The organism is Mesorhizobium sp. M0011, assembly GCF_040324155.1.
Classification (GTDB): domain Bacteria; phylum Pseudomonadota; class Alphaproteobacteria; order Rhizobiales; family Rhizobiaceae; genus Mesorhizobium.
Genome location: NZ_JAMYVQ010000006.1, coordinates 34,864 through 51,156, shown reverse-complemented (window position 1 = coordinate 51,156; position 16,293 = coordinate 34,864). Strand labels below are relative to the sequence as shown.

The window sequence follows — 16,293 nt, the reverse complement described above, 5'->3', positions numbered from 1 at the left end:
CAAGGTCTGTTGAGATTCAGGTCAGGCCGAGCCGAAAATGGTGGGTTCCGAGAACCGGAGCGGAGCGTACGTTTGGGTACGTGAGCACCGGAAGCGCAGGAAACCGCCATTTGCAGGCCGGCCTCACGTGAATATCAACAGACCTTAATCAGGCCGCTTGCCTTTACATGGCCATTGTCGACGTGCCAGAAGCGCGTTCGAACGAGCAAGCCCGATGATCGGAGAAGACTGTTGAAGCCGGACGAAATCAGAAAGCTGGACGCCTATTTCAAGCGCGTCTTCCAAAACCCCAAGCTCGAGGTCAAGGCGCGGCCGCGCAAGGACGATTCGGCCGAGGTCTATGTCGGCGACGAATTCCTCGGCATCGTCTTCAAGGACGAGGACGACGGCGACTACAATTTTTCGATGGCAATTCTCGACATCGATCTGGCCTGAGCCAGCAAATCTTGCGGTCGGTCGGCTCATGCGGCCGGCCAGCCGGTTCCCTTGAAGCGTTTTTAGCCTCCCGCCTTCAGAACGCGCCCGGCTTCAGTGGCGATTGCCGCGTCGAGCGCCTGCCAGTCGCCCAAAAACTCCCTTGGGAAGCGATAGGTGAGGCTGAGTTCGTCGCCGACCTGAATGTCGCGCTCGCAAGGCGCCAGCGATTGCTCGGCACTCGGCCCGCTCAGGCAACGGGCCACGAACGGCTCCCTTCCGGGGCGATTGCCGACAACCAGAACCTCGTTCAGATAGCCTGATTTCTCGTTGAAACCATAGATCATCGTGCCGCTAGGCCCGGCAATGCCGGGTCGGGTGATCAACGCGCTGTAGATCGGCGCGAAGCGGCCACTCATGTCACGCGACATCATCTGCTGTTCGAAGGACAGGAAGACGATGTTCTTGACTGTGCCCGTGTGGTTGAAATCGTTGCGCGCCGGCTCGCTGTAGCCGTCCATCTGGGGATAGCGCAGATAGAGGTCGAGCCGCGAGGCGATGCCGTCGCGCCGGGCCTGGGCGAAACGGATGGCGTTGGCCGGGACAGCGATGACATTGTTGCCGATCACCACCTGGTGGACCGTTGCGTCGTCGGTGTATCCGGCCATGGCGATCGAGTGGCCGAACCATTTGCCGCCAAGGCTGATCGCCACCGACAACAGGGCGAGCACCGCGAACCCGTAGAGCACCCGCTTCATCAGCGTGGAATCGACCACGGTAAGTTCGTTGGCGAGCGCTGCCTGCTTCATCTCAGTCCTCGAATCTCGGGCCGCCCGTCCGCCTCCAGTGTCCCTGGGCGGCACACATCGCACGGCACGGCTCTTGCAGCCTGCATGGAACGACTGTGCAATTTCATGGTAAATGGAAAGTTAAGATGGGACCGCTGGAACTCACACTCTTTGCTTTTGCCGTCGGGTTGACGGCCTGCGGGCTGGCCGGATCGGCCATGGAACTGGTGTCGGGCCGCAAGGTCGCCTTCACCGAACCCTATGTGTCGCCGTCACATGTCTTGCGCTCGTTGCTCGCCACGGCCTGTGCCGGACCCTTCATGCTGGTGAACGATGCCATCGATGCTCGGCGTCAGCGCCGCATTTCAACGTTGGCGCTGATGTCCTGCGGCTGCACGGCAATTGCGTGGACCTTGGCGCTGGGCGTCGTCGTGCTTGCCATTGCCTCATGGACGGTCCGTCTCCTAGGGTCCGAGCTGCCAGGCTGAGACGATTCGGAGACCAGAAATGCCGCTTTATGCGATCGATGGAACAGAGCCCAGCTTCGCCGATGCTGACTCGAACTGGATCGCGCCCGATGCGACGCTGATCGGCGACGTCAGGGTCGGACGCAATGCCGGCTTCTGGTTCGGCGCCGTCATCCGCGGCGACAATGAGCCCGTCGTCATCGGCGCCGACACCAATGTGCAGGAACATACTGTCATGCACACCGATCCCGGCTTCCCGCTGACGATCGGGGAAGGCTGCACGATCGGCCACCGCGCCTTGCTGCATGGCTGCACGATCGGCGACAACAGCCTGATCGGCATGGGCGCCATCGTGCTGAACGGCGCGAAAATCGGCAGGAATTCTCTGGTCGGCGCCGGCGCGCTGGTCACCGAAGGCAAGGAATTCCCGGACAATTCGCTGATCGTCGGTTCACCTGCCAAGGCGATCAGGGTGCTGGACGACGCGGCCGTGGCAAGGTTGCGCGGCTCGGCGGCGCATTATGTCGCCAATGGCAAGCGCTTCAAGGCGGGATTGAAGAAGGTCTAACGAGCAGCCTCCGCCAGAAATGGCGGAGCCGGCCCGGGGACGGGGCCGGCTCCTTTCACCCGGTCGTTGGGGACGGGGAGGGTGGGGACTCGACCGGGTTTCTCCTGAAGCGCCTCGCATTCACGCGGCGCGCTTGAGCTCTGTTCTAGCGGACGCTGGCGACCGCGTCGGAGCGGCCGTCATTGATCGTCACCCAAACGCCGGAATTCTGGTCCGACTGGCGCTTGAGATAGGTGTAGTCGGTGTCCGTCCAGGACAGGACCTTGGTCTCGAGATTGTCGAGGATGAATTCTCCGAGGCTGGTGCGCACGGTCAGCACCGCGTGGCCGTCGCCATTCGGCTGGCGCGCCACCGTCATCAGCAAATTGCCGGCCGGCACGCCCGCATCCATCAACTCGCGGCGCTTTTCCAGCGCGTAGTCCTCGCAATCGCCATAGCCATTGGCCGGATAGGCCCAATATTCCTCGACACCGTAGTTTTCCATGTCGGTGCGCGGCTTGATGCGGGTGTTGACCGAATTATTGATGTTGACGATCGTCGCCCACAGTTTGCGGGTCAGTTCGACCGGTGCACCCTTCGGGGTCCGTTCGCTGCATTCGCCAGGACTGCGCTGGCAGAACTCATAATGACCGACAGGCTGGGTGGTGCGTCCGCCGGTGTGCATATAGGTCGGTCCCGCGGCATATGCTGATCCCCAAGCGGAAAGCTGCATCGCCATTGCCACCAGCAACAGCTTGCCCCTCGTTTTCTTCATTGTTGTAGTCTCCCCGTTCGAAGGAGACATTGCCACATGTGGATTTATTTGACGCAAAAGCGCGAAGTAGATATTTAGTAAAACTCCAGTAGAATAAACGTAAAATTTGAATCATTTGAGTATTAATTCGTTTGGATCTTGAGGCGCCATCTCGGCGCGCGGAGGGCTCCAAGCCCCGCCTAAAGTGGCCTAAGCGTGCCGGTCATGGCGTCGAAAACAAAAAACCGGCCACAAGGGCCGGTTTCCTGGAGTGTCGCTGTCGGGCCTGCTCAGGTGCGTGGCGTGTTGAATTCGGAATCGAGCGTTTCGGGGCGCTGGATCACAGCGAATTCGATGGCGACGCCGTCCTCGAAATGACGCACGACCTGCCCGCGCATGGTGCCAAGCATAACCTGGATGCCGATCGCCGGCTTGACGTCGATCTCGACCGCGGCGCCGGAGAGCGAAAGGTCGATGATACGGCACTGGTACTGGCGACCGTCGGTGAGCTGCAGCACGCTGGTCGGATTGCGCGGCGCGACGCGCTCGTGGCGGCGATCTTCCGGCAGGTCGAGTTCATGCTTGTTGGCGAGCCAGGTCAATTGCGCGGCCAGCTTGTCCTTCTTGCGATCCGACGCGATGACGGTCATCGCGAAACCGTCCTGCAAGGTGCGCGTGACGACACCTTCGATGCGGCCGATATGATCGATGTAGGCAATGATTTTTTCGCCGGGCATGCCGATGCGGTCGGTGCGAAACGCGACGTTGCCCGGTGACATGTCGACGACCTGGCAGGGGTGTTCGGTGCGGTCTTCCAGCATGAAGCGTCCGTAGATTTTGACCCGGACGCGCTGAAAGTTACGCCTTTCAGCTTGGGACGGCGCATAGTCGACCGCCGCTGACCTCATGACTGCCTACACCCCGTTTGGCATCCCGCGCGCCGATGCGAGGAACTTCATCAGAGAAGTACAACAAAGCGGGTTAACAAAGGGAAAAAGCGGGCGCGCCAGGGTTTCCTTTTTGCAGGCCGTGGTGCCAAAACAGCGGCGCGGTTTTGGGCGACGTGCATCAGGCCGCAAACGGACTATTCCTCGCGCCCGCCATCGAACACGACGAGATGGCGGATGCGGCGCGCCCGGCCGAGCGCCGAGATCGTCTCGGGTGCTCCAAGTTCATCGGGAACGAGCGAGGGAACATCGATCGCCGGACGGTTGTTGAGAAGCTCCTTCTCCGGATCGATGACGCGGATCGAATCGATCAACGCATCGGTGATCGGGTCGGCGCCCAGCCAGAAGGGCTTCTCCACGGCGCTGATGACGCCCAGGCAGCGTGGATTTTCGACGCCGCCGTCAAGCGGCAGGGCAAGCAGTTCGAAGTTGTTGGAGCGCCCGTTGCGGCTGAAGCCCTCATAGCTGATGAGCACGACCGACTTCTGCTCGAAGACGCCGTGGATCAGCCGCGAGACGAGCCGTTGATCCTTCTCGCGCCACAGCGACGGAAAGGAAAACCCCTTGAGCTCGCGGCCGTAGCAGGCGCAAAGCCTCGTGCCGGCGAGCCGGAACACGGCCTGTCCGCGCGTGTCACGTTCCAGGATAAAGGTGTCGGCCAGCAGCGACTTGATGTCGGCCGGCTCGACCTCTGAACGCTTCGGGGCAGGGCGTCCGTCACGCAGACGGTTCCAATATTGGAACAGCGTGATCGATCCATTCTGGTTCATGCTATGCTGCTCCGCGCATTCTGTCGTCTGATGTCCCATCGGTGAACAGAAGGGCGCCCTCCGATGACCTACATGCGTTGCGGAGCAGGAAGCGTGCCAGCGTCGTTAACACTTGTTCACGGGTCGGGGCCGTTAAGGTTAACAAGTGGTTTACGTTGCGTCGAAGCGAGCCCCGTGGCACACAAAAACCACTCCAGAAGCGGTCGTTTCGCGACGATCGGCAGCACTTCAGTCAAGAGTTTTAGGGGAGCAGGGGGCTCGACCAGCCGTTCAAGGGAAACCTTGAACGGCTTTTTTTTGATTCGCGCCAGGCGATTCGGGGTTAACGGCGGCGTGTATTTCTACCTGCCGACAAGTGCTGGCAACCATCCCGGCGGTCGCTAAGGCGGCATCGTCCGATCGCTATGCGACGAAAAATCTGCGTTCCGTGGTCGGCTGGTGTGAACTATCGCTTCTTCCCCAGGCCGAAGGTCAGCGCCAGAGCGCCAACCAACACGACACCCTTGACGAAGTCCTGCGTGTAGTAGGGCGCGTTCAGCATGGTGAGGCCGTTCAGGAGGACGCCGACGAAAATTGCGCCGGCCACCGTGCCGATCACATGCGGGCGACGCTTGTCGAGCACGGCATAGCCGATCAGCGAGGCCGCCACCGCATCGAGCAGGAGCGAGTTGCCGGCCGAGACGTCGCCGCGGCCGACACGCGAAGCGACGATCAGCCCTCCCAACGAAGCAAGCGTGCCGGACAGGATATAGGCCCAGAGTCGATATGCCTTGGTCGGCGCGCCGGATAGATGCGCGGCCGTTTCGTTGCCGCCGATCGCATAGAAGACGCGTCCCCAGCGCGTACGCTCCATCAGGAACCAGGCGAGGATGGCGACCACCGCCATGACCACGACAGACAGGGGTACGGTGTCGAAGAGCCGTGACCGGCCAAGGATCAGGAAAGCCGGATCGTAAGCACCGGGAACGGACGAGCCGTCGGGCAGCACCATGCCGGCGGTGATGGAGCGGCCGCCGGTCGGGATCAGCTGCAGGCCGGCGAGCAGGAACATTGTCGCCAGCGTGGCGAGAAGATCGGGGACGCCGATGCGGACAATCAGCAGTCCGTTCAGGAGGCCTATGAAGGCGCCCATCAGCAAGACCAGACCCATGGTATGGGCCGCAGCCAGCTGCCATACGACCATGGCATAGCTTGCCGCCATCACCGACGAGGCGGCGATGCTGCCCACCGAGAGATCGAAGCCGTCGGCCGACATCGTAATCGAGACCCCGACGCCGAGGATCGCCACGACCGAAACCGCCTGCAGGATGGAGAACAGGTTGGCCGAGCGGATGAAGGCGGGCTGCGCGTACCAGAAGCCGATCACCATCACTGCCAGCAGCACGAACAGCGCGTAACGGCGCGTTTCGCGGAAAAGCGATGTGCGCGGAGCGGCCTGCTGGACCGTCGTCGGGTTCGTCATCGATGCTCTCCGGCCTTTTCGCTCTCGACCTTGCCGATCTGGTCTGTCAGCGGGCCATGGCCGTCGCCGGCCTCGTGAAGGGAGTGATCGCGCATGACGAGGATGCGGTCGGCAACCTCCAGCGCTTCTTCGGTATCGCTGGTCGCGATCAGCGTGGCGGAACCGCTTTGGCTGTTGCGGATTGCGGCGATCAGGTCGGCGCGGGCGCCGATGTCGACGCCCTGGAAGGGCTCGTCGAGCAGCAGCAGCCGGCAAGGTGCCGCCTGCCATCGGGCGAGCACGACCTTCTGCTGGTTGCCGCCGGAAAGCTCGTCGAGCGTGTCATCGGGGCCGCGCGCCTTGATGCCGAGCCGGGCGATCGCCTCGGCGGCAACCTTGCGCTCGCGCGCGACCCGCAGCAGGCCGTCCGGAAACCAGCGCCTCAGATGTGGCAGGGCGATAGTACCGGCAATCGAGGCGCCGGGAACCTCGGGCGGTAGCAGCGACGATGCCCAGCGGTCCTCGGCGACCATGAAGACGCCGTTTTCGATCGATCGCGCCGGCCCGTTGGAAAGCCACGGTTTTCCATCGAGCACGAAGCTGCCTTGCGCCAGCGTTTCCAGACCAAAAAGCGTGCGCAGCAGCCGGGTCTTGCCCGAGCCAAGCGTGCCGGTCAGCGCGATGACCTCGCCGGAGCGCAGATCGAGATCGAAAGGCCTCGCACCGGGAATCAGTTGCGCGCCCTTGATGGAGGCGATGATTGGGGCCGCCGAAATCTTGCCGTCATGGGTGGCGGCTTCCAGCGTCCGCCCGATCATGGCAGCAACGGCGGCCGGGAAATCGATCGGTTTGGCAAAGGCGCCGACGATGCGACCGCCGCGCATGACCACGGCGCGGTCGGCGATGGCGGCAAGATCGCCCAGCCTGTGCGAGATGTAGAGGATTGCCATGCCGCCCGCGCGCAGCCGCCGGATGATGGCGAAAAGCCGGTCCGCTTCCGTGGCCGAGAGGCTGGATGTCGGCTCGTCGAGGATTAGAACGGAGGCCTTGGCCGCGACGGCGCGGGCGATGGCGATCAATTGCCGCTCCGCCGGCCGCAGGTCGACGAAGTCGCGGTCGAGCGGCAGGTCGAGATCGATCAGCGCCGCGATGGCGCGCGCACGCCTGCGGATCGACCGGGCCGAGACGAAGAAGCGCCCGCCCGGCTGGCAAAGTTCATCGAGCAGAAGATTCTCCGCGACCGTCAGTCCGGCAGCCCCCGCCTGATCCGTCGCCTGATGGACGGTCGCGATGCCGGCGGCCTTGGCGGCGCTGGGCGAGGCGAGGGCGACGATCCTGCCGCCCAGGGTGATCGTTCCGGCGTCGGGTACATGCGAGCCTGAAAGGATTTTCACCAGAGTCGATTTGCCGGCGCCATTGGCGCCCATCAGGGCCACGACCTCCCCGGCTGCCACGGTAAGATCGGCTCCAGCGAGCGCGCGCGTCGGGCCAAAGGATTTTTCGATCCCGGCGACAGCGACGGCAATGGGGGCGGCGGTGAGGGACAATTGGTTCAGCCGGTTACAGGTTGAGCGGGAACTGGGAAAGGCAAGCAAGCCAACGGGGCACGGTCGTAATTGTCAGCCGCCATATTCCATGATCGCCAGTCCGGCATTGTAATCCGGCGAATAGACGATGCCGTTGGCGTCGACGAATACGTCGGTCGACTGGATCACTTGCGGCCGATTCGGACGTTTGTCGACCATGCGGCTGGGAGCCGGCGGCACCAGCGCCCCGGTCTCCTTTGGGCGATAGGGATCGGAGATGTCGAAAACGCGCACGCCGGCATTCTGGTAGGTTGCAAAGATCAGGGTGTCTGACACAAAGCTGCCCGGCCGGTTCTCGTGCAGATTGTGCGGACCGAAATGTCCGCCCTTGGCGGTGTAATCGGTCTCGTCCGGGGTCGGCAGGGTCGAGATCGAAATCGGGTTCGCCGGATCGCGTATGTCGAAGATCCAGGTGAGCTTGCGCCCATCCTCCTCATGGTCGAGCACGGCCTCGTCGGCGACAACGAGCAAGCCGCGTTTGAGCAGCGGCAGCGCCGAATGGGTGCCGCCACCATAGGGCGGCGACCAGTTCCTGTGGCTGATCAGCCTCGGCAGGGCAGGGTCGGCGACATCGAGGACGGTCAACCCGCCGTCGCGCCAGCAGGCATAGGCGGTATCACCCTCGACGACCGCATGATGCAACGCATAGCGGCGGCCGTCGGGCCAGCCGGGTGTCTCGCCGCCGGCAAGATGCATTCCTGGAATCCACCAGCGACCGGCCTCGACTGGCCGTGCCGGGTCCTGAAGGTCGACCGTCAGCAGGATGTAGTCGCTGTAGCCGTCGAGAAGCGCCGATACGTAGGCGTAGCGCCCGCCGACGTACCAGATGCGGTGGATGCCGATGCCGTCGACCGGGAAGAAGCCGATCTGGCGAGGCTGCGTCGGCTTCGAGATGTCATAGACGGCCATGCCGGCCGACCAGGTCCGCGCCGCGCCCGAACCAGACACGGTGCCGATCGTCTCGCCGATCGACTGGGTGTAGTAGACCTTCTCGTCGAACGCGAAAGCGGCGTCGGCGAACAGATCGCGTGCATGGACGACCAACAGCAGATCCTCATGCGTCTGCAGATGGATGGTCCAGGTATTCGGCAGCGCGGGCACGAACACCGTCCCGCCCGGATTCTTGGGATCCCGTACATCGATGATGGAAAAGCCTTGTGACCAGGGATGCGCGACATAGGCGAAGCCGCGATGCACCATCACCTGCAATCCGTCCGGCCGCCCGCCTTGGTCGGAATGACCGATCAGGCGCATGTTCCTGGAATAGTCGGGGGTGGGGACAGAAACCATAATTGTCTTTCAAAAGGTCGGTCCGGCGTACTTTGCCTGTCGCAGCGGGTGGTGTGGCGGAGGCAGGCGCAATCATCCCCCAGCAGGCCGGGGGATGATTGTTTGGATCGCTGATTTTGTGAAGGCGCTGAAGCTCAATTCGTCGCCGGGATCCACGGTGCCTTTGCGGCATCGCTGTCCTTGAAGGCCGGGAATTTCGCCTGCAGGTCCTCGATCGTCTTGATGTTGTTGTCGACGAGGTCCTTTCTGGTGACGAGCGTCGGCTGGATCAGCACCGAATGGCCGGGATTCTGTCCGGCGATCAGCTGGGCCAGCGCGCGCACCGAAGCCTCGCCGACGACGGCCGGGTTGGTTGCCGCCGTCGCCACCCACGGGCTGTTCGGCTCGAGGATGGCCTGGATGTCCGAGGTCGAGATATCGACACCGTAGATCTTCACCTTGTCTGCCACGCCAAGCTCGTCGATGGCGAGCTTCACGCCACGGGCGAACTCGTCCCATGGGGCGAAGACGACCGAAAGCGTCGGGTTGGCGGTGAGCACGGCCTTGGTCTGGTCGGCGACCGAAGCGGCAACGGTGTCGTTGACCACGCCCCAGGTGGCGACTTCCTTGATGCCTGGGTACTTCTTGCCGAAATCCTTCCACACCGCATAACGACGGTCGAGCGGTGCGAAGCCGGCGACATAGAGGACGCCGCCGTCGAATTTCTCGCCCTGGTCCTTGACCGCCTGGTCGAGCACGAGGCGCGCCATGTCGGCATCGGACTGCTCGACCTGCGGGATCTTGGGGTTGTCGAGGTTGGTGTCGTAGGCCACCACTGGAATGCCGGCGTCAAGCGCTGCCTGTGCGACGTCCTTGATGGCTTCGGGCTGGCCGTTGTTGATGATGATGCCTTGCACGCCGAGATTGATCGCCTGCTGGATCAACTGCCGCTCGGTGTTGATGTCGTTGCGCGCCTGCGAGATGTTGGCCTCGATGCCGAGCGCATCGGCCTGGCGCTTCACGCCGGCCTCGAATGCCTGGAGCCAGTCACCGGAGCCGAGGAAGCTGACGACGGCGATCTTGACGCCGCCCTTATCGAAGGGTGCCGGCGCGCCGGATATGCCCTGCGCCGAAGCAGCGGTGGCGAGACCGGCTATGCCGGCGGCTGCCGCCAGCGAAAGAATATGCTTGATCATGTGGAGACCCCTTTGAAATTGGCCGCATTCTAGGGAGGAGGCCCATCGCTTCCGAGAACGCTCATTGCGAGTTTTTCAAATCCCGGAGCATTTCCACTTCGCTTCCTTTCGGTTTCGTAGCAAATGAAGACGATGCGGTGCCGGGCGTTCGCTGTTGAGAAAACAGAATTGTTCCAACCCGGACATCCTTGCTCTAAAGGACGCGCAGGAATTCCTGGACCAGATGCGCATGAACGAACCGGTAAACCCTTCGGACACGGAACAGATGGACGACGCGCAGCGACGACGGCGCGAGCCGGTGTTCAATCTGCCGCCCGTCGTGCTGGCGGTGATCGGCATCTGCGTGGCCGTCTATCTGCTGCAGCAGTATGTGTTGAGCGAGACCCAGCAGATGACGCTGCTGTATGACGGGGCCTTCATCCCTGTTCTCTACACCGGCCAATACGGCTTCGACTGGTTCCTTTTTTCCCGGCCCTTCACCTATGCCTTCATGCATGGCGGCCTTGCCCACATTGCCATCAACATGGTGTGGCTCGCCGCTTTCGGTTCGCCGTTGGCAAATCGCCTGGGCACACTCTGGTTCGCTCTGTTCTTTGCCGTGACGGGGCTGGCTTCGGTCGCACTTTTCTGGGCGATGCATCCTTACGGAGAAGCGCCGCTGGTCGGCGCTTCCGGCGCGATTTCGGGCATGATGGGGGCTGCGGCGCGTTTTGGTTTTCGCACCGACCGTTCGGCCGGCAAGGCTGCCTTCGCCGGCCCTGTGCTGCCGATCGCATTCGTACTGCGCTTGCGCGGTGTCGTGATCTTCCTCGCCATGTGGATGATCATCAACCTCGCCACCGGCCTTCTCGGCTTTGCCCCGGGAGTGGACGGCCAGATCGCCTGGGAGGCCCATATTGGCGGCTTCGTCGCCGGCTTCTTCGGCCTGCGCTGGTTCGACAGGCGATGGCAGGCGCCCGAGTGGGAGACGGTCGACCACCGCACTTGAAATGCAACCGATCACGGCGCACGATGTTCACTCTTATGTGAAGGCCGGTCAGGGCAGGAACCGGCAGGCGAAGCAGAGGAGGACGCCATGACGGTTAAGGCAATTCTCGAGAGAAAAGGCCATGAGGTGTTCACGCTCGGGCCGAACGAAAAGCTGAGCGAAGCCATCCGCATCCTGGCAGAACACAAGATCGGTGCGCTGGTTATCACCAATGGCGACCGCAAGATCGTCGGCATCCTTTCGGAGCGTGACATCGTGCGGGTAGTCGCGCGCGAAGGTGGCGCAGCGCTCGACATCGCCGTGCGTTCGGCGATGACGCCGAAGGTGAAGATCTGCAACGAAAACCACACCGTCAACGAGGTGATGGAGATCATGACCCGGGGCCGCTTCCGCCATCTGCCGGTGGAAAAGGACGGCATGCTCGATGGCATCGTGTCCATCGGCGACGTGGTCAAGCGCCGCATCGAGGATGTCGAACGCGAGGCCGACGAGATCAGGGCCTATATCGCCACCGCCTGAGCGGTGAAGGAAACCGCCGGCCGGAGGACCGACCGGCGGAGCCAAATGCTGCCTGTTGTCGAGTTTGGACCGGACGAATTAGAGCCCGCGCCGGGGCGAAAGCCGCTGAAAAGGCCAGCCTGCGGCTTTGCGCTTGTCTCTTTTGGCGGTTTGCACTAGCGAATGACTTCCACGTTCGACGTGAAATTCACGTTCAAACGTGAGTTCAGTCACCGCAATTCGCAGGCCGCCATGACCCTCATCGATACCCGTACCCCCGACGCGAAACGCTTGATCCCCGGCGCCACCGGCGATTGGGAGATCATCATCGGCCTCGAGGTCCATGCGCAGGTCACTTCGGAAGCAAAGCTGTTTTCGGGCGCCTCGACCGCCTTCGGCGCGGCACCCAACGCCAATGTCAGCCTTGTCGATGCGGCCATGCCGGGCATGCTGCCGGTCATCAACGAGGAATGCGTCAAGCAGGCGATCCGCACCGGCTTGGGGCTGAAGGCGCAGATCAACCACAAATCGGTCTTCGACCGGAAAAACTATTTTTATCCCGACCTGCCGCAGGGCTACCAGATCTCGCAGTTCAAGCAGCCGATCGTCGGCGAGGGCACGGTCATCGTTTCGGTGGGCCCGGACCGCCAGGGCGAATTCGAGGACATCGAGGTCGGCATCGAGCGGCTGCATCTGGAGCAGGATGCCGGCAAGTCGATGCACGACCAGCATGCGACCATGTCCTATGTCGATCTCAACCGCTCCGGCGTGGCGCTGATGGAGATCGTCTCCAAGCCGGACATGCGCTCGGCCGACGAAGCCAAGGCTTATGTCACCAAGCTGCGCACCATCGTGCGCTATCTCGGCACCTGCGACGGCAACATGGACGAAGGTTCGATGCGCGCCGACGTCAACGTTTCGGTGCGCAAGCCGGGCGGCGAGTTCGGCACGCGGTGCGAGATCAAGAACGTCAACTCGATCCGCTTCATCGGCCAGGCCATCGACTACGAGGCGCGCAGGCAGATCGCCATCCTCGAGGATGGCGGCAAGATCGATCAGGAGACGCGGCTGTTCGACGCCGTCAAGGGCGAGACGCGCTCGATGCGCTCCAAGGAAGAGGCGCATGATTACCGCTACTTCCCCGATCCCGACCTTTTGCCGCTGGAATTCGACCAGGCCTATGTCGATGCGCTGGCCAAGGAATTGCCGGAACTGCCGGACGACAAGAAGGCGCGGCTGATCGCGTCGCTCGGCCTGTCCGTCTATGACGCCTCGATCCTGGTTTCGGAAAAGCCGATCGCCGACTATTTCGAAAAGGTGGCCGCCGGCCGCGACGGCAAGCTTGCCGCCAATTGGGTCATCAACGATCTGCTCGGGCAATTGAACAAGGCCGGAAAAGACATTGGAAACGCTCCGGTTTCGCCCGAGCAGCTCGGTGCGGTCATCGATCTGATCAGGGATGGCACCATCTCCGGCAAGATCGCCAAGGACCTGTTCGAGATCGTCTGGAATGAGGGCGGCGACCCGCGCCAACTGGTCGAGAGCCGTGGCATGAAGCAGGTCACCGACACCGGCGCCATCGAGAAGGCCGTCGACGACGTTATCGCCGCCAACCCTGACAAGGTCGAACAGGCGCGCGCCAAGCCGAGCATGGCCGGCTGGTTCGTCGGCCAGGTAATGAAGGCGACCGGCGGCAAGGCCAACCCGCAAGCCGTCAACGACCTCGTCAAGGCCAAGCTGGGCATCGAGTAGCGCCGTGTTCGTCCGCACCGCAGGTGAACGCGACCTTGCCGCTGTGCGGACGCTGCTGGTGGAAACGTGGCATGCGACCTATGACGCCATTTATGGCGCTGCCAAAGTCGCCGAGATCACCGACGAATGGCACTCGATCGCTTCGCTCCGCTCGCGGCTGACGCGGCCCAACTCGGAATTCCTGGTGGCCGATGACGGCAAGCGGATCGGCGGCATGGCTTTCGCCGCCGCCACCGCCGATGCGAAAATCATCCTGTTGAACCAGCTCTACGTCCATCCGGACTGTCAGCGGCGGGGGATCGGGCAAGCACTGCTCGACGAGGTCGAAGCCAGTTTCCCGGAAGCGCGAACGCTGCGCGTCGAGGTCGAGGAAGCCAATGCCGGTGCCATCGCCTTCTATCGGTCGAAAGGGTTCTTGCCTGTCAGTGCCGCGGAAGAGTCCCGTGATACCTCAAGGCCGACGACGCTGAGTTTCGAGAAACCGCTGGGATAGACCACCGGGATGAATAGAGCGATCAAGCCATGCGTCATCGCGGCGTTTGCTGTGCCGGCTCACGACGGATATGCAAGGGCATGACCAAACTGTCCCGCATTACAGCGCTGGCGCTGCTCGCCATCATCATTTTCGCGACCTTGTCGCCGATCCAGATGCGGCCGCACCTCGCTGAAGCGAATGTCGAGCGTGCCTTGGCTTATGTCCTGCTGGGCTTCGCCCTGGCGATCGGCTTTCCCAACCGACTGTATCAGGTCGTGATCTTTGTGGCTGTGACCGCCGGCATGCTGGAACTGCTTCAGCTCATTGATCCCGGTCGCCATGCACGCCTCATCGATGCATTGGTGAAAGCCCTTGCCGGGGTGGTTGGGATCGTGGCGGGACACCTGATCGTCAGGGCCGGCGGACAAAAGAGCGAGAGCTAGGCGCGGCGGCAATCCGCCGGGAGTGCGGGACCATCGACCTTGGTCGCGGCCCGTGTCTATCTGGCCGAAGCCTTCTCGCTAGGCAGCGGGAACCTCCACATTGTCGATCAGCCTCGTCTTGCCGAGCCATGCTGCCGCAAGAAGACGCCCTTCGCGGTTTCGACGCCATGGCGCAAGCGTCAGGCTTTGGCGTGCCTCGACATAGTCGACCTTCTGAAAGCCGGCGGCGATGAGGGCGCGGCTGGCCTCTTCGGTTGCGTCGCTCTGGCCGGCGCCTGCCGCCAGGGCCGCAGCCGTATTGCGCAATATCACGTTGAGCTGGCGGGCGATCTTCAGTTCGGCCTCATCGAGATAGGCGTTGCGTGACGACATGGCGAGACCATGCGCGTCGCGGATCGTCGGTGCGCCGATGATCTCGACAGGCAGGTCGAGGTCGCGGCAGAGCTGCCTCACCACGCAAAGTTGCTGGTAATCCTTCTCGCCGAAGACCGCACAGTCGGGCGTTGCCTGCAGCAGGAGCTTTGCCACCACGGTCCCGACGCCGTCGAAAAAGGTCGGCCGAAAGTCCGATTCGAGCCCGCCGGAGGGGCCGCCTACCGAGATTTTCGTGGCGAAGCCGGCGGGATACATCTCGCCAACCGTCGGTGTGAAGGCAAGGTCGGCTTTTGCCGCGCCCAGCCGGTCGAGGTCGCGGCCGAGTTGGCGCGGGTACTTGTCGAGGTCTTCGCTCGGCGCGAACTGCGTCGGATTGACGAAGATCGACACGACGCAGCGCTCGGCTTTTTGGAGCGCGATCCTGACCAGCGAGATGTGTCCGTCATGCAAAGCACCCATGGTCGGCACCATGGCGACACGAAGGCCGTCGCGCCGCCAGTCCCGGATTTGCGCGCGAAGTGCGGCCACGCTGTCGACGACGACGGGTTGGCTCATGCGTCGTCCCTGCTGTTTGTCGCCGAAAAGACATGGCCGGGGCCGGGGAATGTCCGGCCCCGCACCTCGGCTGCGTAGCTTTCAGCTGCACGCGAGATCACGCTGCGCAGATCCGCGTATTCCTTGACGAATTTCGGCACGCGATCGACGGTCAGCCCGACCATGTCGTCGATGACCAGGATCTGGCCGTCGCAGTCGCCGCTGGCGCCGATGCCGATGGTTGGAATGGCGATGCGGCGGGTGATTTCGGCGGCGACCCTCTCGACCGTGCCTTCGATGACGACCGAGAAAGCGCCGGCGTTCTCGACGGCAAGCGCATCGCGAAGCAATGCCGCAACAGCCTCCTCCGTGCGGCCCTTGATCTTGTAGCCGCCGTCCTTCTCCACCGATTGCGGCTGCAGGCCGATATGTCCCATCACCGGAATGCCGGCGGCGACGATGGCCTCGATCTGGCTGGTCATGTCGAGGCCGCCTTCGAGCTTCACCGCCTGGCAGCCGGTTTCGTCGACGACCCGCCGCGCCGAGGCCACGGCAAGTGCTGCCGAAACCTCATAGCTGCCGGCCGGCAGGTCGACGACGACGCAGGCCCTGGCCGAGCCGCGCATCACGGCCTGCCCATGTGCGATCATCATCTCCAGCGAGGCGCCCAGCGTCGTCTTGTGGCCATGCAGGACCATGGCGACACTGTCGCCGACCAGAAGCAGGTCAACATGGTGATCGAGCAGACGGGCGATGGGATAGGTATAGGCGGTCAGGCAAACGATCGGCGTGCCGCCCTTGCGGTGGCGAATCGCCTCGGCGCTGATGCGAATGTCGGTGGTCGGCAATTCCGTGGCCAATCGTCACCTCCTTTGGCCTCAAGCCGGGCTGGATGCAGGCATGGGCGCGCAGAGCTTTAGAAATACCGTAAAGGCTTGGCAAGCGTGCATGCAGTGACCGGCAGGATCACAGGCTTGTGTCGGGTTTCCGGCAAGCCATTTGCGCGCACGCCGTGGCAAAAGCCTTGCCTTCGGCAAGGCCTGACGCCA

Annotated in this window: 18 protein-coding genes; 8 read left to right on the top strand and 10 right to left on the bottom strand. The window is 62.9% G+C overall.

Annotated elements, in window-relative coordinates; all coding sequences use genetic code 11:
- Nucleotides 1-231 precede the first annotated feature (231 nt).
- A complete protein-coding gene (locus NKK51_RS08835) occupies nt 232-435 on the top strand; it encodes a DUF3126 family protein (protein ID WP_013531334.1) in 204 nt (67 codons plus the stop codon).
- A 62-nt stretch (nt 436-497) separates the two neighbouring features.
- On the opposite strand, the gene NKK51_RS08830 is transcribed toward NKK51_RS08835, so the two are convergent.
- Complete coding sequence (locus NKK51_RS08830) at nt 498-1,223, bottom strand: hypothetical protein (RefSeq protein WP_352552330.1); 726 nt, start codon at nt 1,221-1,223, stop codon at nt 498-500.
- A 125-nt stretch (nt 1,224-1,348) separates the two neighbouring features.
- On the opposite strand from NKK51_RS08830, the gene NKK51_RS08825 reads away from it, so the two are divergent.
- A complete protein-coding gene (locus NKK51_RS08825) occupies nt 1,349-1,690 on the top strand; it encodes a DUF6949 family protein (RefSeq protein WP_127291442.1) in 342 nt (113 codons plus the stop codon).
- A gap of 19 nt (nt 1,691-1,709) precedes the next feature.
- On the top strand, nt 1,710-2,237 hold the full coding sequence (locus tag NKK51_RS08820; protein WP_352552328.1) for a gamma carbonic anhydrase family protein: 528 nt from the start codon (nt 1,710-1,712) through the stop codon (nt 2,235-2,237).
- Between the two features lie 145 nt (nt 2,238-2,382).
- Here the strand turns inward: NKK51_RS08820 and NKK51_RS08815 are convergent, their stop codons facing one another.
- From NKK51_RS08815 to NKK51_RS08785, 7 genes are all read right to left on the bottom strand, one after another.
- Nucleotides 2,383-2,991 (bottom strand): transglutaminase-like cysteine peptidase, encoded by a 609-nt coding sequence (locus tag NKK51_RS08815; RefSeq protein WP_352552326.1) that lies wholly within the window; start codon nt 2,989-2,991, stop codon nt 2,383-2,385.
- 269 nt (nt 2,992-3,260) lie between these two features.
- The gene (locus NKK51_RS08810) at nt 3,261-3,878 is read right to left on the bottom strand and encodes a PilZ domain-containing protein (RefSeq protein ID WP_023812149.1); all 618 of its coding nucleotides are present in this window, start codon (nt 3,876-3,878) and stop codon (nt 3,261-3,263) included.
- Nucleotides 3,879-4,054: 176 nt separating this feature from the next.
- Nucleotides 4,055-4,687, bottom strand: coding sequence for a PAS domain-containing protein (locus tag NKK51_RS08805; protein ID WP_352552325.1), 633 nt, complete (start codon nt 4,685-4,687; stop codon nt 4,055-4,057).
- 445 nt (nt 4,688-5,132) lie between these two features.
- Nucleotides 5,133-6,149 (bottom strand): ABC transporter permease, encoded by a 1,017-nt coding sequence (locus NKK51_RS08800; RefSeq protein WP_352552324.1) that lies wholly within the window; start codon nt 6,147-6,149, stop codon nt 5,133-5,135.
- Entirely contained in the window at nt 6,146-7,675 is a 1,530-nt protein-coding gene (locus NKK51_RS08795) for a sugar ABC transporter ATP-binding protein (protein ID WP_352552322.1), read from the bottom strand. Before NKK51_RS08795 ends, NKK51_RS08800 begins: the two co-directional genes overlap by 4 nt.
- A gap of 72 nt (nt 7,676-7,747) precedes the next feature.
- Nucleotides 7,748-9,004, bottom strand: a complete 1,257-nt coding sequence (locus tag NKK51_RS08790) for an LVIVD repeat-containing protein (RefSeq protein ID WP_352552321.1) — start codon at nt 9,002-9,004, stop codon at nt 7,748-7,750.
- Between the two features lie 134 nt (nt 9,005-9,138).
- Nucleotides 9,139-10,179, bottom strand: coding sequence for a substrate-binding domain-containing protein (locus NKK51_RS08785; protein WP_023812144.1), 1,041 nt, complete (start codon nt 10,177-10,179; stop codon nt 9,139-9,141).
- Between the two features lie 229 nt (nt 10,180-10,408).
- On the opposite strand from NKK51_RS08785, the gene NKK51_RS08780 reads away from it, so the two are divergent.
- The 5 genes from NKK51_RS08780 (at nt 10,409) to NKK51_RS08760 (ending at nt 14,335) form a co-directional block, all read left to right on the top strand.
- Complete coding sequence (locus tag NKK51_RS08780) at nt 10,409-11,167, top strand: rhomboid family intramembrane serine protease (RefSeq protein ID WP_352552539.1); 759 nt, start codon at nt 10,409-10,411, stop codon at nt 11,165-11,167.
- 87 nt (nt 11,168-11,254) lie between these two features.
- Nucleotides 11,255-11,686: a CBS domain-containing protein gene (locus NKK51_RS08775; RefSeq protein ID WP_352552319.1), complete on the top strand. Its 432-nt coding sequence runs from the start codon at nt 11,255-11,257 to the stop codon at nt 11,684-11,686.
- A gap of 231 nt (nt 11,687-11,917) precedes the next feature.
- Nucleotides 11,918-13,417, top strand: a complete 1,500-nt coding sequence (gene gatB, locus NKK51_RS08770; RefSeq protein ID WP_352552538.1) for an Asp-tRNA(Asn)/Glu-tRNA(Gln) amidotransferase subunit GatB — start codon at nt 11,918-11,920, stop codon at nt 13,415-13,417.
- 4 nt (nt 13,418-13,421) lie between these two features.
- A complete protein-coding gene (locus tag NKK51_RS08765; RefSeq protein WP_128304039.1) occupies nt 13,422-13,910 on the top strand; it encodes a GNAT family N-acetyltransferase in 489 nt (162 codons plus the stop codon).
- Between the two features lie 80 nt (nt 13,911-13,990).
- Nucleotides 13,991-14,335, top strand: coding sequence for a VanZ family protein (locus NKK51_RS08760; RefSeq protein WP_023812139.1), 345 nt, complete (start codon nt 13,991-13,993; stop codon nt 14,333-14,335).
- A gap of 78 nt (nt 14,336-14,413) precedes the next feature.
- Here the strand turns inward: NKK51_RS08760 and panC are convergent, their stop codons facing one another.
- Both panC and panB read right to left on the bottom strand, forming a co-directional pair.
- Nucleotides 14,414-15,265 carry a pantoate--beta-alanine ligase gene (panC, locus tag NKK51_RS08755; protein WP_352552317.1) on the bottom strand — a complete coding sequence of 284 codons (852 nt, stop codon included), beginning with the start codon at nt 15,263-15,265 and terminating at the stop codon, nt 14,414-14,416.
- The gene (gene panB / locus NKK51_RS08750) at nt 15,262-16,104 is read right to left on the bottom strand and encodes a 3-methyl-2-oxobutanoate hydroxymethyltransferase (protein WP_352552316.1); all 843 of its coding nucleotides are present in this window, start codon (nt 16,102-16,104) and stop codon (nt 15,262-15,264) included. The genes panC and panB overlap by 4 nt, the downstream gene beginning before the upstream one ends.
- Between the last annotated feature and the right edge of the window lie 189 nt (nt 16,105-16,293).

Excerpts from the sequence above, each read along its gene's own strand:
- NKK51_RS08760 (WP_023812139.1), top strand. The coding sequence starts at position 13,991 with ATGACCAAACTGTCCCGCATTACAGCGCTGGCGCTGCTCGCCATCATC.
- NKK51_RS08805 (WP_352552325.1), bottom strand. The coding sequence starts at position 4,687 with ATGAACCAGAATGGATCGATCACGCTGTTCCAATATTGGAACCGTCTG.
- NKK51_RS08810 (WP_023812149.1), bottom strand. The coding sequence starts at position 3,878 with ATGAGGTCAGCGGCGGTCGACTATGCGCCGTCCCAAGCTGAAAGGCGT.
- NKK51_RS08780 (WP_352552539.1), top strand. The coding sequence starts at position 10,409 with ATGAACGAACCGGTAAACCCTTCGGACACGGAACAGATGGACGACGCG.
- gatB (WP_352552538.1), top strand. The coding sequence starts at position 11,918 with ATGACCCTCATCGATACCCGTACCCCCGACGCGAAACGCTTGATCCCC.
- NKK51_RS08785 (WP_023812144.1), bottom strand. The coding sequence starts at position 10,179 with ATGATCAAGCATATTCTTTCGCTGGCGGCAGCCGCCGGCATAGCCGGT.
- NKK51_RS08790 (WP_352552321.1), bottom strand. The coding sequence starts at position 9,004 with ATGGTTTCTGTCCCCACCCCCGACTATTCCAGGAACATGCGCCTGATC.
- NKK51_RS08825 (WP_127291442.1), top strand. The coding sequence starts at position 1,349 with ATGGGACCGCTGGAACTCACACTCTTTGCTTTTGCCGTCGGGTTGACG.
- panC (WP_352552317.1), bottom strand. The coding sequence starts at position 15,265 with ATGAGCCAACCCGTCGTCGTCGACAGCGTGGCCGCACTTCGCGCGCAA.
- NKK51_RS08815 (WP_352552326.1), bottom strand. The coding sequence starts at position 2,991 with ATGAAGAAAACGAGGGGCAAGCTGTTGCTGGTGGCAATGGCGATGCAG.
- NKK51_RS08830 (WP_352552330.1), bottom strand. The coding sequence starts at position 1,223 with ATGAAGCAGGCAGCGCTCGCCAACGAACTTACCGTGGTCGATTCCACG.
- NKK51_RS08800 (WP_352552324.1), bottom strand. The coding sequence starts at position 6,149 with ATGACGAACCCGACGACGGTCCAGCAGGCCGCTCCGCGCACATCGCTT.
- NKK51_RS08820 (WP_352552328.1), top strand. The coding sequence starts at position 1,710 with ATGCCGCTTTATGCGATCGATGGAACAGAGCCCAGCTTCGCCGATGCT.
- NKK51_RS08775 (WP_352552319.1), top strand. The coding sequence starts at position 11,255 with ATGACGGTTAAGGCAATTCTCGAGAGAAAAGGCCATGAGGTGTTCACG.